General features: G+C 35.1%; 12 protein-coding genes and 5 tRNA genes. All 17 read left to right on the top strand.

Going from position 1 to position 15,067, the window contains the following annotated elements; genetic code table 11:
- Positions 1–118: 118 nt before the first annotated feature.
- Positions 119–1,009: a tyrosine-type recombinase/integrase gene (locus ACQY1Q_RS16645; RefSeq protein WP_431006458.1), complete on the top strand. Its 891-nt coding sequence runs from the start codon at positions 119–121 to the stop codon at positions 1,007–1,009.
- A gap of 13 nt (positions 1,010–1,022) precedes the next feature.
- Entirely contained in the window at positions 1,023–1,331 is a 309-nt protein-coding gene (gene hpf, locus ACQY1Q_RS16640; protein WP_431006457.1) for a ribosome hibernation-promoting factor, HPF/YfiA family, read from the top strand.
- 89 nt (positions 1,332–1,420) lie between these two features.
- A tRNA-Thr gene (locus ACQY1Q_RS16635) sits at positions 1,421–1,494 on the top strand.
- Positions 1,495–1,526: 32 nt separating this feature from the next.
- Positions 1,527–1,609 (top strand) — tRNA-Tyr (locus ACQY1Q_RS16630).
- Between the two features lie 14 nt (positions 1,610–1,623).
- Positions 1,624–1,696, top strand: a tRNA-Gly gene (locus ACQY1Q_RS16625).
- A gap of 13 nt (positions 1,697–1,709) precedes the next feature.
- Positions 1,710–1,782, top strand: a tRNA-Thr gene (locus tag ACQY1Q_RS16620).
- A 73-nt stretch (positions 1,783–1,855) separates the two neighbouring features.
- Positions 1,856–3,043, top strand: coding sequence for an elongation factor Tu (tuf, locus tag ACQY1Q_RS16615; protein ID WP_431006456.1), 1,188 nt, complete (start codon positions 1,856–1,858; stop codon positions 3,041–3,043).
- A 62-nt stretch (positions 3,044–3,105) separates the two neighbouring features.
- Positions 3,106–3,178, top strand: a tRNA-Trp gene (locus tag ACQY1Q_RS16610).
- Between the two features lie 54 nt (positions 3,179–3,232).
- Complete coding sequence (secE, locus tag ACQY1Q_RS16605; protein ID WP_431006455.1) at positions 3,233–3,424, top strand: preprotein translocase subunit SecE; 192 nt, start codon at positions 3,233–3,235, stop codon at positions 3,422–3,424.
- A gap of 2 nt (positions 3,425–3,426) precedes the next feature.
- Positions 3,427–3,975 (top strand): transcription termination/antitermination protein NusG, encoded by a 549-nt coding sequence (nusG, locus tag ACQY1Q_RS16600; RefSeq protein ID WP_431006454.1) that lies wholly within the window; start codon positions 3,427–3,429, stop codon positions 3,973–3,975.
- Positions 3,976–4,051: 76 nt separating this feature from the next.
- On the top strand, positions 4,052–4,489 hold the full coding sequence (rplK, locus tag ACQY1Q_RS16595; protein WP_431006453.1) for a 50S ribosomal protein L11: 438 nt from the start codon (positions 4,052–4,054) through the stop codon (positions 4,487–4,489).
- Positions 4,490–4,509: 20 nt separating this feature from the next.
- On the top strand, positions 4,510–5,202 hold the full coding sequence (gene rplA, locus ACQY1Q_RS16590; protein ID WP_431006452.1) for a 50S ribosomal protein L1: 693 nt from the start codon (positions 4,510–4,512) through the stop codon (positions 5,200–5,202).
- Positions 5,203–5,223: 21 nt separating this feature from the next.
- Positions 5,224–5,739 carry a 50S ribosomal protein L10 gene (rplJ, locus tag ACQY1Q_RS16585; RefSeq protein WP_431006451.1) on the top strand — a complete coding sequence of 172 codons (516 nt, stop codon included), beginning with the start codon at positions 5,224–5,226 and terminating at the stop codon, positions 5,737–5,739.
- Between the two features lie 49 nt (positions 5,740–5,788).
- Positions 5,789–6,163, top strand: a complete 375-nt coding sequence (gene rplL / locus ACQY1Q_RS16580; protein WP_431006450.1) for a 50S ribosomal protein L7/L12 — start codon at positions 5,789–5,791, stop codon at positions 6,161–6,163.
- Positions 6,164–6,395: 232 nt separating this feature from the next.
- Positions 6,396–10,205 carry a DNA-directed RNA polymerase subunit beta gene (gene rpoB / locus ACQY1Q_RS16575; RefSeq protein ID WP_431006449.1) on the top strand — a complete coding sequence of 1,270 codons (3,810 nt, stop codon included), beginning with the start codon at positions 6,396–6,398 and terminating at the stop codon, positions 10,203–10,205.
- Positions 10,206–10,303: 98 nt separating this feature from the next.
- On the top strand, positions 10,304–14,578 hold the full coding sequence (gene rpoC / locus ACQY1Q_RS16570) for a DNA-directed RNA polymerase subunit beta' (protein ID WP_431006448.1): 4,275 nt from the start codon (positions 10,304–10,306) through the stop codon (positions 14,576–14,578).
- Positions 14,579–14,642: 64 nt separating this feature from the next.
- Entirely contained in the window at positions 14,643–14,954 is a 312-nt protein-coding gene (locus ACQY1Q_RS16565) for a DUF3467 domain-containing protein (RefSeq protein ID WP_431006447.1), read from the top strand.
- The last annotated feature ends 113 nt before the right edge of the window (positions 14,955–15,067 follow it).

Here is a 15,067-nt window from a genome sequence, read left to right as displayed (position 1 = left end):
AAACACATGTTTGTTGAGAGATTTTATATCTTTAATCATACTAAAAAACTGTAATGGTTTTTTAGGACGACACATACTTTTGACTAATTTTGATAGCAACAATTTTTTACTGTTTAAAATGCTTATAACCGCTTTTTTAGAATATCTGGAATATGAGAAGAAATATTCAAAACATACTGTAACAGCGTATAAAAACGATTTAATTGACTTTCAAGAATATTGTGTAGAAAGTTTTGAAGATGATGATTTGTCTTTGATCCATTATAATCAAATAAGAGGCTGGATCGTTTCTTTGGTGAATGGAGGAGTAACGAATAGAAGTGTTAATAGAAAAATGAGTTCTCTAAAAACATTTTATACATTTTTACAGAAAATAGAAGAAGTGGATGTAAATCCATTAGCAAAACATAAAGCCTTAAAAGTTCAAAAAAAGATTAGTACCCCTTTTACTGAAGAGGAAATAGAGGAAGTATTAAATATTTTAACTGAAAAAGAAGATTTTGAAGGGGTGAGAGATCGTTTGATTGTGGAGTTGTTGTATTCAACAGGGATAAGAAGAGCTGAGTTGGTGAACTTAAAAGAAAAAGATGTTGATTGTATGCAGGGGGTAATTAAAGTTCTGGGAAAGAGGAATAAAGAAAGATTAGTGGTTTTATTACCTTTTGTTATAGATACGATTAAGGCATATTTGAGTAAAAAAAAGGAGCTAAAAAGCGAGAATGTTAATGAATACTTATTAGTAACTAAAAAGGGTGTTAAAATATATGAAACTCTTGTTTATCGAATAATAAATTTGTACTTTAGTAGGGTATCAACTAAGGTTAAAAAAAGTCCACACATCCTTAGACATGCATTCGCAACCCATATGCTTAATAATGGAGCGTCTTTAAATTCGGTTAAGGAATTGCTAGGGCATTCAAGCTTAGCTTCTACTCAAGTTTACACACATAGTAGCTTGGAAGAAATAAAAAAAGTGTTTAATCAGGCTCACCCTAGAGGGTCTAAATAAAAATTGGAAGATTATGAAGGTATTTACGCAATCAGTTAACTTCACTGCAGACAGAAAATTGTTAAACTACATTGAAAAGAAAGTAGGAGGTTTAGAAAAATTCCATGATAAGATTGTTGATGTTGAAGTTTTTCTAAAAGTACAGAAGACAAGTGAGAAAGAAAATAAAATAACTGAAGTTAAAATTAACATACCAGGAAATGAATTAATGGTAAAAAAACAATGTAAAACCTTTGAAGAAGGTGTAAGTGTAGGGGTTGAATCTTTAAAGAGGCAGCTTCAAAAATCAAAAGAAAAATTACGAACTACACTAGCATCATAAAAAATAATTGAAAAAAGTTTTAAAAATTAAAAATTACTTTTTACATTTGCAGTCCGTTAGAAATAGCGGACTGTTTTTTACAGTAAAAAGCCGATATAGCTCAGCTGGCTAGAGCAGCTGATTTGTAATCAGCAGGTCGTGGGTTCGAGTCCCTCTATCGGCTCTTAAAAGTTCATAAAAATATTGTATAATTTTGGGGAGATTCCAGAGCGGCCAAATGGGACGGACTGTAACTCCGTTGTCTTACGACTTCGCAGGTTCGAATCCTGCTCTCCCCACTTGATATTTTTAGGCGGGAGTAGCTCAGTTGGTAGAGCGTCAGCCTTCCAAGCTGAATGTCGCCGGTTCGAACCCGGTCTCCCGCTCTAAATTTTCCAAGCCGGTGTAGCTCAGTTGGTAGAGCGCATCCTTGGTAGGGATGAGGTCACGGGTTCAAATCCCGTCATTGGCTCTTTTAGAGTTTATTTAAAAAAGGTTTTAAAGTAACACTAAATATATTTAACTAAGAATTAAAATTAATAATCATGGCAAAAGGAACTTATGATCGTTCGAAACCGCACTTAAACGTTGGTACTATCGGTCACGTAGATCACGGTAAGACTACTTTAACTGCTGCAATCACAAAAGTATTAGCAGACGCAGGATATTCTGAAGCAAGAGCATTTGATCAAATTGATAACGCTCCTGAAGAAAAAGAAAGAGGTATCACAATTAACTCTTCTCACGTAGAGTACGCTACAGCTAACCGTCACTATGCTCACGTTGACTGTCCAGGTCACGCGGATTACGTAAAGAACATGGTAACTGGTGCTGCTCAGATGGATGGTGCTATCTTAGTAGTTGCTGCTACAGATGGTCCAATGCCACAAACTCGTGAGCACATCTTATTAGGTCGTCAGGTAGGTATTCCACGTATCGTTGTTTTCTTAAACAAAGTGGATATGGTTGATGATGAGGAGTTATTAGAGTTAGTAGAAATGGAAGTAAGAGACTTATTATCTTTCTATGACTATGATGGAGATAATGGTCCTGTAATTAAAGGTTCTGCTTTAGGAGCTTTAAATGGTGAGCAAAAATGGGTTGATACAGTTTTAGAATTAATGGAAGCTGTTGATACTTGGATTGAAGAGCCACCAAGAGATACTGAAAAGCCATTCTTAATGCCAATCGAAGATGTATTCTCTATTACTGGTCGTGGTACAGTAGCAACTGGACGTATCGAAACTGGTGTTATCAAAACTGGAGATCCTGTTGAGATCATCGGTATGGGTGCTGAGAAATTAACTTCTACAGTAACTGGTATTGAAATGTTCCGTCAAATCTTAGATAGAGGTGAAGCTGGAGATAACGCAGGTATCTTATTAAGAGGTATTGCAAAAGAAGATATCAAAAGAGGTATGGTTATCGTTAAGCCAGGTTCTGTAACTCCACACGCTAAATTTAAAGCTGAGGTGTATATCTTAAAGAAAGAAGAAGGTGGACGTCACACTCCATTCCACAATAACTATCGTCCTCAATTCTACGTACGTACAACAGACGTAACAGGTACTATTAACTTACCTGATGGAGTAGAGATGGTTATGCCAGGTGATAACTTAACTATTACAGTTGATTTAATCCAACCAATCGCATTAAACATCGGTTTACAGTTCGCTATCCGTGAAGGAGGTAGAACAGTTGGAGCTGGTCAGGTAACTGAAATTTTAGACTAATTATAGTTTAATCATAAATTATAAGGAGTCTCTTTTCAAGAGAGACTCCTTTAAAATGAAATACGGGTTTAGCTCAGTTGGTAGAGCACTGGTCTCCAAAACCAGGTGTCGGGAGTTCGAGTCTCTCAACCCGTGCAAGTCTAGAGCGAGTTGTAGTTTTACTGCAGCTCGTTAAAAGGATAAAAAGACATGAGCAACTTTATACAATACATCAAAGATTCTTTCGAAGAATTAAACACAAACATGACTTGGGTATCTAGAGAAGAAGCTCAAAAGTCAACAGTTATTGTTGCTGCTTTTACTATTGTTTTTTCTTTAGTAGTTGCTGCAATTGATAAGGTATTTCAATTAGGATTAGATAACTTCTTTAAAATGTTTTAAGGATGACAGAGTCGGTGATGAAGTGGTATGTGGTTAGAGCTATTGGAGGTCAAGAAAATAAGGTGAAATCTTATATCGAGACTGAGATTGCTCGTCATGGGTTGTCTGATTTTGTTAGCCAAGTTATAGTTCCTACAGAGAAAGTTATTCAAGTAAGAAACGGAAAGAAAATAAACCGTGAGCGTGTTTATTTTCCTGGTTATGTAATGATAGAAGCTAATCTTGCAGGAGAAGTACCTCACGTTATTAAATCTGTAACCGGAGTTATTGGATTTTTAGGAGAAACCAAAGGCGGTGATCCTGTACCAATGCGTAAATCTGAAGTTAACAGAATGCTAGGTAAAGTAGATGAATTGTCTGTAAAAGATGATAGCGTTGCTATACCTTATAACGTAGGAGAAACTGTAAAGGTTATTGACGGACCATTTAATGGATTTGATGGTACTGTTGAAAATGTAAATGAAGAAAAACGTAAGCTTGAAGTAATGGTTAAGATTTTCGGAAGAAAAACACCACTTGAGCTTAATTACATGCAAGTAGAGAAAATATAATTGTTACACCTATTATATATTTTATTTAGATGTGTTTTAAGCTTCCAAAATTAAATGCATCGTTAAATCTTAAACAATGGCAAAAGAAGTAAGTAAATTAGTAAAACTACAAGTTAGGGGAGGTGCTGCGAATCCGTCGCCACCAGTTGGACCCGCTTTAGGTGCTGCCGGTGTTAACATCATGGAGTTCTGTAAGCAGTTTAATGCTCGTACACAGGACAAACAAGGTAAAGTATTACCTGTTGTTATCACAGTTTATACAGACAAATCTTTCGAGTTTGTTGTAAAAACTCCACCAGCTGCAGTACAATTAATGGAAGCGGCCAAAATTAAGAAAGGTTCAGGTGAGCCTAACAGAAAGAAAGTAGCAAGTGTTACTTGGGATCAAATTAGAACTATTGCAGAAGACAAGATGGCAGATTTAAATGCTTTCGAAATCGAGTCTGCAATGACTATGATTGCCGGTACAGCTCGCTCTATGGGATTAACAGTAACAGGTGATGCTCCTGCATAAACTTAAAAGAGATTTAGAAAATGGCAAGATTGACTAGAAAACAAAAAGAGGCTCGTGCTAAAATTGACAACTCTAAAGTTTATAATTTAAATGAAGCATCAGCTTTAGTAAAAGAAATCACTAATGTAAAATTTGATGCATCTGTTGATATCGCTGTACGTTTAGGAGTAGATCCACGTAAAGCAAATCAAATGGTACGTGGGGTTGTAACATTACCACACGGAACAGGTAAAGATGTTAAAGTTTTAGCTTTAGTTACTCCAGATAAAGAAGCAGAAGCTCAAGCAGCTGGTGCTGATTATGTTGGATTAGATGAATACCTTCAAAAAATTAAAGGAGGTTGGACAGATGTTGATGTTATCATCACTATGCCAAGTGTAATGGGTAAATTAGGACCTTTAGGACGTATTTTAGGGCCAAGAGGTTTAATGCCAAACCCAAAAACTGGTACAGTAACTATGGAAGTTGCTAAAGCTGTACAAGAAGTAAAAGCTGGTAAAATCGACTTTAAAGTAGATAAAACTGGTATTGTGCACGCAGCAATTGGTAAGGCGTCTTTTGATGCTCAAAAACTTGCTGAAAACGCAAACGAATTAGTTCAAACACTTATTAAATTAAAGCCAACAGCAGCAAAAGGTACTTATATCAAGAGTATTTTCATGTCTTCAACTATGAGTCCTAGTGTTGCAGTAGATGTAAAATCTGTATCATAAGGCAGTTAAAACTTTTTAATCATGACTAGAGAGGAAAAATCACAAGTAATACAAGATTTAACAGCACAGTTAGCAGATTCAAGCACCATCTATTTAGCAGATATTTCTGGATTAGATGCTACGGCTACATCTAACTTACGTAGAGCATGTTTTAAGGCTAACGTTAAATTGGCTGTTGTGAAGAACACATTGCTTTCTAAGGCAATGGAAGCTTCTGATAAAGATTTTGGTGAGTTACCGGAGATATTAAAAGGTAATACTTCAATGTTAATAGCTGAGGTTGCAAATGCACCTGCTAAAGTTATTAAAGAGTTCAGAAAAAAATCAGACAAACCTTTATTTAAAGGGGCATATGTTGAAGAGGCAGTTTATGTTGGTGATGATCAACTTGACGCTCTTGTTAACATTAAGTCTAAAGAAGAACTTATTGGAGATATCATTATGTTATTACAATCGCCTGCTAAGAACGTTGTTTCTGCACTTCAATCAGGTGGTGGTAAATTAGCTGGTATCTTAAAAACATTATCAGAAAAATAATTAAGCGCACTAATAAACTAAATAATAAAATTTTCAAAAAACAATTAAAATGGCAGATTTAAAAGATTTCGCAGAACAATTAGTTAACTTAACAGTAAAAGAAGTTAATGAATTAGCTGATATATTAAAAGAAGAGTATGGTATTGAGCCAGCTGCAGCTGCAGTAGCAGTAGCAGGACCAGTTGCTGGTGGAGGTGAAGCAGCAGAAGAGAAAACTGAATTTGACGTTATCTTAAAAGCAGCAGGTGCTTCTAAATTAGCTGTTGTTAAATTAGTTAAAGAATTAACTGGTTTAGGATTAAAAGAAGCTAAAGAAATCGTTGATAGCGCACCATCACCTGTAAAAGAAGGTGTATCTAAAGATGAGGCTGAAGGTCTTAAAAAATCTTTAGAAGAAGCTGGAGCTGAAGTAGAGCTTAAGTAATTACTTCTCCCGTTTTAACGGGGAAAACAATAAAGGTTTAGGTACCAAGGACTTATGTCCTTGGCCTAAACCATTTTGTGTATATATTCGTTCTTTATCTTATCACATATTTTTATTATGTGATTTTACGACTATAAAAAACTGATTAACAGTCGGTTGTTGCAATAAAAATTGCATTATTGAAACATTTAGTTTCAAAAAATATATTTTTAATTTAAAAATAGTATCTCTTTTGGCAACGATAAACACTACTGAAAGAATAAACTTCGCGTCATCGCAATTAGGAGCTGACTATCCGGACTTCCTAGATATTCAGGTAAAATCTTTCCAAGATTTTTTCCAATTGCAAACTAAGGCTGAAGAGCGAGGTAATGAAGGTTTATACAAGACTTTCATGGATAACTTTCCGATTACAGATACACGTAATCAATTTGTATTAGAATTTTTAGACTATTTTGTTGACCCACCTAGGTATAGTATTGAAGAATGTATTGAAAGAGGATTAACATATAGTGTACCTTTAAAAGCGCGTTTAAAATTATATTGTACCGATCCTGAACACGAAGATTTTGAAACTATTGTTCAAGATGTATATTTAGGTACAATTCCATACATGACAAACTCTGGAACATTCATTATTAATGGAGCAGAGCGTGTTGTGGTTTCTCAGTTACACCGTTCACCTGGTGTATTCTTTGGACAATCTTTCCATGCCAATGGAACAAAGTTATATTCAGCAAGAGTAATTCCTTTTAAAGGATCTTGGATTGAATTTGCTACCGATATCAATCAGGTTATGTATGCCTATATTGATAGAAAGAAAAAATTACCAGTAACAACGTTATTCAGAGCCATAGGTTTTGAAAGAGATAAAGATATATTAGAAATTTTCGATCTTGCTGAGGAAATTAAAGTTTCTAAAGTTGGATTAAAAAAGGTATTAGGGCGAAAATTAGCAGCAAGAGTTTTAAAAACATGGCACGAAGATTTCGTAGATGAAGATACTGGAGAAGTAGTATCTATTGAGCGTAACGAAATTATTTTCGACCGTGATACCATCTTAGAAAAAGAACACATTGATGAAATAATCGAATCAGGTGCTAAAGCTATCTTATTACATAAAGAAGATAACCAGCAAGCAGATTATGCCATCATTCATAATACATTACAAAAAGATCCTACAAACTCTGAAAAAGAGGCTGTAGAGCATATATATAGACAATTACGTAATGCTGAACCGCCAGATGAGGAAACAGCAAGAGGAATTATTGAAAAATTGTTCTTCTCAGAGCAACGATACAGCTTAGGTGAGGTAGGACGTTTTAGAATGAATACTAAACTTGGTTTAGATGAAGATTTAGATCAAAAAGTATTAACTAAAAATGATATCATTACTATTATTAAGTATTTAATTGAGTTAATCAATTCAAAGGCTGAAGTAGATGATATCGATCACTTATCTAACCGTCGTGTTAGAACTGTAGGTGAACAATTAGCAGGTCAATTCGGTGTAGGTTTAGCTCGTATGGCACGTACGATTCGTGAAAGAATGAACGTTCGTGATAACGAAGTATTTACTCCAATCGATTTAATTAACGCTAAAACGTTATCTTCAGTAATTAACTCGTTCTTTGGAACTAACCAGTTATCTCAGTTTATGGATCAAACGAACCCGTTAGCAGAGATTACTCATAAGCGTCGTTTATCGGCTTTAGGACCTGGAGGTTTATCAAGAGAAAGAGCAGGATTTGAGGTACGTGACGTTCACTATACACATTATGGACGTTTATGTCCGATTGAAACACCTGAAGGACCAAACATTGGATTAATTTCTTCGTTAGCTGTATTTGCTAAAGTAAATAACTTAGGGTTTATTGAAACTCCTTATAAAAAGGTAGAAGAAGGGATTGTATTACCGGAAGAACCTATTTATTTATCAGCAGAAGAAGAAGAAGGTATGAAGATTGCACAATCTAACTTACCAATTAATACTGATGGCACATTTGGAACAGACAGAGTAATTGCGCGTGAAGAAGGAGATTTTCCTGTTGAAACTCCGGAAGCTATTAATTATATGGACGTTGCTCCTAACCAAATCGCTTCAATTTCAGCATCGTTAATTCCTTTCTTAGAGCATGATGATGCAAACCGTGCGTTAATGGGATCGAACATGATGCGTCAGGCAGTTCCATTATTACGTCCTGAGTCTCCAATTGTAGGTACAGGTTTAGAAAGAAGAGTAGCTAAAGATTCACGTATTTTAATTAACGCTGAAGGAGCGGGAGTTGTAGAATACGTTGATGCTAATAAAGTTATTATTAAGTACGATAGATCTGATGAAGAGCGTATGGTAAGCTTTGACCCGGATGAAAAAGTGTATGACTTAATTAAGTTTAGAAAAACTAACCAGGGAACTTGTATTAACTTAAAGCCTATTGTAAAAAGAGGGGATAGAGTTGAAGAAGGACAAGTACTTTGTGAAGGATATGCTACACAACAAGGTGAATTAGCTTTAGGAAGAAATATGAAAGTAGCCTTCATGCCTTGGAAAGGGTATAACTTCGAGGATGCTATTGTGATTTCTGAAAGAGTAGTACGTGAAGATATCTTTACGTCTATTCATATTGATGAATATTCATTAGATGTTCGTGATACGAAGTTAGGTGCTGAAGAATTAACGAATGATATTCCAAACGTTTCAGAAGAGGCTACAAAAGACTTAGATGAAAATGGTATGATTCGTATTGGAGCAGAAGTAAATCCTGGTGACATCTTAATTGGTAAAATTACCCCAAAAGGAGAATCTGATCCAACACCTGAAGAAAAATTATTACGTGCTATCTTTGGAGATAAAGCAGGAGATGTTAAAGATGCATCTTTAAAAGCTTCACCATCTTTAAGAGGTGTAGTAATTGATAAAAAATTATTCAAACGCGCTGTAAAAGATAAAAACAAACGTGCTCGTGATAAAGAAGCTATCGCTACTTTAGAAGCATCATTTGTTTCTAAGTTTGAAGAATTAAAAGAAAAATTAGTTAACAAGTTATTCGAATTAGTAAACGGAAAAACTTCACAAGGAGTATTTAATGACTTAGGTGAAGAAGTATTACCAAAAGGTAAGAAGTTTACTCAAAAAATGTTAAACTCTGTTGAAGATTTTACACATTTAAACGGAACTTGGACTACTGATAAAGATGTAAACAGATTAGTTGTAGAATTAGTACACAACTATAAAATTAAGTTAAACGACTTACAAGGGGTTTTACGTCGTGAGAAATTTACTATTTCTGTAGGAGATGAATTACCGGCAGGTATTTTAAAACTTGCTAAAATTTATGTAGCTAAGAAACGTAAATTAAAAGTAGGAGATAAGATGGCAGGACGTCACGGAAACAAAGGTATTGTAGCACGTATTGTACGTCAAGAAGATATGCCTTTCCTTGAAGACGGAACACCTGTAGATATTGTTCTTAACCCACTTGGGGTACCATCGCGTATGAACATTGGTCAGATTTATGAAACAGTTCTTGGATGGGCTGGTCAAAAATTAGAGCAAAAATATGCTACGCCTATCTTTGATGGAGCTTCTTTAGATGAAATCAATAAATTAACAGACAAGGCTGGAATTCCAAGATTCGGACACACTTATTTATATGATGGTGGAACCGGTAAACGTTTTGACCAACCTGCAACTGTAGGGGTAATTTATATGATTAAGTTAGGACACATGATTGAAGATAAGATGCACGCTCGTTCTATCGGACCTTACTCATTAATTACGCAACAGCCATTAGGAGGTAAAGCACAATTTGGAGGTCAGCGTTTCGGAGAGATGGAGGTATGGGCACTTGAGGCATATGGAGCATCAAGTATCTTACGTGAAATCTTAACGGTTAAGTCGGATGACGTATTAGGTAGAGCTAAAACTTACGAAAGTATCGTAAAAGGTGAGGCTATGCCGGAACCAGGTTTACCAGAATCATTTAACGTATTATTACACGAACTTAGAGGTTTAGGTTTAGACGTTAAATTAGAAGAATAATCACAGTGAAATGTCTCAGAGCTTAGGCTCTGAGGCAAATCATTTTTTCAATATCAGTCTTTATACAAGACATTTATTTTTAATTCGAATCCATTATTATGGCAAGAAAAAACGAAAAATACACTGTTAAGAAGTTTAACAAAATTTCAATTGGTTTAGCTTCACCGGAGTCTATTTTAGAGGCTTCAAAAGGTGAGGTTTTAAAACCAGAAACTATTAATTACCGTACACACAAACCTGAAAGAGATGGATTATTCTGTGAGCGTATTTTCGGTCCGGTAAAAGATTATGAGTGTGCGTGTGGTAAGTATAAAAGAATTCGATATAAAGGAATTGTTTGTGACCGTTGTGGTGTTGAAGTAACAGAAAAGAAAGTTCGTAGAGATAGAGTTGGTCATATTAACTTAGTAGTACCGGTGGCTCACATTTGGTACTTCAGATCATTACCTAACAAAATGGGATACCTTTTAGGGTTACCGTCTAAAAAGTTAGATATGATTATTTACTACGAGCGTTACGTAGTAATTCAACCGGGTATTGCTAAAAATGCTGAAGGAGTGCCATTACAAAAAATGGATTTCTTAACAGAAGAGGAATACTTAGATATTGTAGACGAGTTACCACAAGATAATCAATATTTAGAAGATTCTGATCCTAACAAGTTCATTGCTAAGATGGGAGCAGAGTGTTTAATCGATTTATTAGAAAGAATTGATTTAGATGAATTATCTTATGAGTTACGTCATAAAGCAAATAACGAAACTTCTAAACAACGTAAAAACGAAGCGTTAAAACGTTTAAATGTTGTTGAAGCATTCAGAGAAGCTAAGGTTAACAGAGAAAACAAGCCTGAGTGGATGATTATGAAAGTGGTACCGGTAATTCCACCGGAATTACGTCCGTTAGTTCCATTAGATGGAGGTCGTTTTGCTACTTCAGATTTGAATGACTTATATCGTCGTGTAATTATCCGTAACAACCGTTTAAAGCGTTTGATGGAGATTAAAGCTCCTGAAGTAATTTTACGTAACGAAAAACGTATGTTACAAGAATCAGTAGATTCATTATTTGATAATACACGTAAAGCGTCAGCAGTAAAAACAGAATCTAACAGAGCTCTAAAATCGTTATCTGATAGTTTAAAAGGTAAACAAGGTCGTTTCCGTCAAAACTTATTAGGTAAACGTGTTGATTACTCTGCTCGTTCGGTAATTGTTGTTGGACCTGAGTTAAAATTATACGAATGTGGATTGCCAAAAGATATGGCAGCTGAATTATACAAACCTTTTGTAATTCGTAAATTAATTGAAAGAGGTATTGTAAAAACAGTAAAATCTGCTAAGAAAATTATAGACAGAAAAGATCCTGTTGTTTGGGATATTTTAGAGAATGTAATTAAAGGTCATCCGGTATTATTAAACCGTGCCCCTACGTTACACCGTTTAGGTATTCAAGCATTCCAACCAAAATTAATTGAAGGTAAAGCAATTCGTTTACACCCGTTAGTATGTACGGCATTCAACGCCGATTTCGATGGGGATCAAATGGCGGTTCACTTACCGCTAGGACCAGAGGCTATTTTAGAAGCACAATTATTAATGTTAGCTTCCCATAATATCTTAAACCCTGCAAACGGAGCTCCAATTACGGTACCTTCTCAGGATATGGTATTAGGTCTTTACTATATGACTAAAGAGCGTAAATCAACTCCTGAAGTGCCAATTAAAGGAGAAGGTTTAACTTTCTACTCTCCGGAAGAAGTAACTATTGCTTATAACGAAGAGAGAGTTCACTTAAATGCTAGCATTAAAGTAAGAACTAAAGACCTTAACGAAAAGAAAGAATTAGTTACTAAAATTATTGAAACTACTGCGGGTAGAGTATTATTTAATGAAGTAGTACCGGAACAAGCAGGATACATCAATGAGGTATTAACTAAAAAATCGTTAAGAGATATCATTGGTAGAATATTAAAAGTAACTGATATTCCTGCTGTTGGTAAATTCTTAGATGATATTAAAGATATGGGATATAAATTCGCTTTCCAAGGTGGATTATCATTCTCATTAGGGGATATCATTATTCCTGAAGAAAAACATCATATGATTGCAAAAGCTAACGAAGAAGTGGATGGAATCATAATGAACTATAACATGGGTATGCTTACTCAGAAAGAACGTTATAACCAGGTAATTGATATTTGGGGTAGAACCAATAACCAATTAACTGAGTTATCTATGAAACGTTTACGTGAAGACCAACAAGGATTCAACTCAGTATATATGATGCTTGATTCTGGAGCGCGTGGTTCTAAGGAGCAGATTCGTCAGTTAACAGGTATGCGTGGTCTGATGGCAAAACCTAAGAAATCGACAGCTAGTGGTGGAGAAATTATTGAAAACCCGATTCTTTCTAACTTTAAAGAAGGGTTATCAATCTTAGAATACTTTATCTCTACGCACGGTGCTCGTAAAGGTCTTGCAGATACGGCTTTAAAAACAGCTGATGCCGGATACTTAACACGTCGTTTAGTTGATGTTTCTCAAGATGTAATTGTAAATGAAGATGATTGTGGTACATTAAGAGGATTAGAAGTTACTCCATTAAAGAAAAATGACGAAATCGTTGAGTCTATTAGTGAGAGAATTTCAGGACGTACAGCATTATATGATGTATACAGACCAAATACAGATGAAATTTTAGTACACGCAGGCCAATTGATTACACCAAAATTAGCGGACGTAATTGAGGAAGCTGATATTGATAGAGTAGATGTACGTTCTCCATTAACATGTGAATCTTCTCAAGGTATTTGTGCTAAGTGTTACGGACAAAGTTTATCAACAGGTAAAAAGGTTCAAAAAGGAGAAGCTGTAGGAGTTATTGCTGCTCAGTCTATTGGAGAGCCTGGTACACAGTTAACACTTCGTACGTTCCACGTTGGAGGGGTAGCGTCAGGTGTTTCTGAAGAAAACCAATTAATCGCTAAATATGACGGAAACGTTGTTATCGATGATTTACGTACAGTAAGCGGAAAAGATAATTCTGGAGAAGCAGTTGATATTGTAATTTCTCGTACTGCTGAAATGAAGATTATTGACAAGAAAACCGGAGTAACTATTGCAACTAATAACATTCCTTACGGTTCTATTATTTTCAATAAAGATCGTTCTGAAATTAAGAAAGGTGATGTAATATGTCAATGGGATCCATTTAACGGAGTTATTGTTTCTGAATTTACAGGTAAAGTAAAGTTTGACAATTTAGAGCAAGGTATTAACTACTCTGTAGAAATAGATGAACAAACAGGATTCCAAGAAAAAGTAATTACTGATTCTAAGAATAAGAAAATTATTCCATCATTAATTATTGAAGATAAAGACGGAAGTGCATTACGTTCATACAGTTTACCGGTAGGTGCTCACCTAATTGTAGAAGATGGTGAAAAAGTTGAAGCTGGTAAAACATTAGTGAAAATTCCACGTAAATCTGGTAAAGCAGGAGATATTACAGGAGGTTTACCACGTGTAACAGAGTTATTCGAAGCACGTAATCCTTCTAACCCGGCAGTAGTTGCTGAAATTGATGGGGTAGTATCATTTGGTAAAATTAAGAGAGGTAATCGTGAAATTGCTATCGAGTCTAAAACAGGTGAGATCAAGAAATACTTAATTAAGTTATCTAATCAAATCTTAGTTCAAGAGAACGATTTCATTAAAGCGGGAATGCCATTATCTGATGGAGCTATTACACCAACAGATATCTTAAATATCAAAGGACCATCTGCTGTACAAGAATACTTAGTAAATGAAATTCAAGACGTATATCGTTTACAAGGGGTAAAAATTAATGATAAGCACTTTGAAGTAGTAGTACGTCAAATGATGCGTAAAGTTAGAATTATTGATTCAGGAGATACTTTATTCTTAGAAAATCAATTAGTTCATAAAAATGACTTTATCGAGCAAAATGATGAAATCTACGGAAAGAAAATTGTTGAAGATTCGGGAGATTCTGATAAATTAAAAGCAGGTCAAATGATTACTGCTCGTCAGTTAAGAGACGAAAACTCATTGTTACGTAGATCAGATAAGAACTTGGTAGTAGCTCGTGATGCTGAACCTGCAACTGCAGAGCAAGTATTACAAGGTATAACAAGAGCATCTTTACAAACAAGATCATTTATTTCTGCGGCGTCGTTCCAGGAAACTACTAAGGTATTAAACGAAGCTGCGGTAAGCGGTAAAGTTGATCACTTAGAAGGATTAAAAGAAAATGTAATTGTAGGTAAGAGAATTCCTGCAGGTACAGGAATGAGAGACTATGATAACTTAATCGTAGGGCCAAAAGATGAAATAGAAAGAAGTTTATAATAACTTTGTAAAATAATGAAAAGACCTCTATTTTAGAGGTCTTTCTTTTTAAACTAATATATTCATGGAGGATACTAATAACGAACCTCAATTAAACATTGAGTTAGATCAGGAAATTGCAGAAGGAACTTATAGTAATTTGGCTATTATTAATCATTCAGTAGCCGAATTTATTGTTGATTTTATTAATATTATGCCGGGTGTTCCGAAGGCTAAGGTAAAGTCGAGAATTATTTTAACTCCGCAACATGCAAAAAGATTAGCAAAGGCTTTAGCAGAAAATGTACGTAAGTTTGAGCAATCTCATGGTGAAATAAAAGATTATGAGCAACCACCAATTCCAATGAACTTTGGAGGAACTACGGGAGAAGCATAAAAAAAGGGAACATTTTAGTTCCCTTTTTTATTTAGATTGTCCCGTCCTGAAATAAGTTGACACAAATTAGACTTATTTTATGAATACGAGTCCACACAAGAAAAAGCGCACAC

It is taken from the genome of Tenacibaculum sp. TC6 (genome assembly GCF_050606265.1).
Taxonomy (GTDB): domain Bacteria; phylum Bacteroidota; class Bacteroidia; order Flavobacteriales; family Flavobacteriaceae; genus Polaribacter.
This window is presented reverse-complemented; position numbering and strand designations above follow the sequence as displayed.